The organism is Pseudomonas sp. TWRC1-2 (assembly GCF_049896685.1).
In the GTDB taxonomy this organism is placed as follows: domain Bacteria; phylum Pseudomonadota; class Gammaproteobacteria; order Pseudomonadales; family Pseudomonadaceae; genus Aquipseudomonas.
Map to the genome: position 1 here is coordinate 1 of NZ_JAFCUU010000024.1, position 928 is coordinate 928.

Here is a 928-nt window from a genome sequence, read left to right on the forward strand (position 1 = left end):
TAGCGATCCACCGCCTGCATGAACTTGCTCAGAATCCCGAGCAGGCCACGCACAAAGCCCACCGCCGCATTCAGTATCCGCGCGCCATACTTGACCAACCGCAAGCTCAGATACGCCACACCCGCCGCTGGCAGCGCGATCATCAACACGGCGCCAATCACCAGGTCGATCAGCAGCGACACCGCAAACCCCGCCGCCGCCTCGGCCGTCTCGCCCGGTGGCAACGCGTCCAACCACAGCATCGTCGTGCGCACCATCAGGTACAGCGCCGCCTCATCACTGGCCAGCAACATGGCCTTTTCCATGACTTGCGGCGCATCGGTGGCCAACTGCGCCAACTTGGCGGCCTCGGCACCCAGTTGCTCGCCGAACTTCATGGGGTCTGCAAGAATCGCCTGCACCAGCTTGATGCTGTCCCACACGTCCCGGATCGCCGCCCAACTGCCCGCCAGAACGCCGCTGCCAATCGCGCTGGCTGTCGATTGTTGCCAAGACGGTTTGAAGCCGTTCCATTGCTCGCGCAGCCATTGCTCCAGGTCTGCGGTCAGCCCGGCGTAGGAGGCAAACAACGCGTCTACCTGCTGCGTGGAGACACCGCCTTGTACCCGCACCTGATAGCGCCCGCCAGCCACGCAGGTGTGGGAGCCTTTGCCATGTTCATCCAGCATGATCTGCGTGGAACTGCCGTCCTCCAGGCGGATAACCTCAACCGGGATTTTGCCGATCGGCACGTCGTACACCGATTCGAACTTGCTCTCGATCTTCAGCTCGCCACCCGCCGAGCAGCGCGCAACGGTGGAAAAATCCGCATCGGAAATGCTGAAGGAACGTTGCGAATCCCCCACCCGCAATACCCTGTCCATCCCCAGCAACGACGGCATGTCCGCTGCATGGCTGACCGAATCCAGCGCCCGCGCATACCAGGCGC

Annotated in this window: 1 pseudogene; it reads right to left on the reverse strand. The window is 62.9% G+C overall.

The window, feature by feature from the left end:
- A pseudogene (locus ACP7B3_RS29595) lies at positions 1-928 on the reverse strand (type IV secretion protein Rhs); the annotation flags it as partial.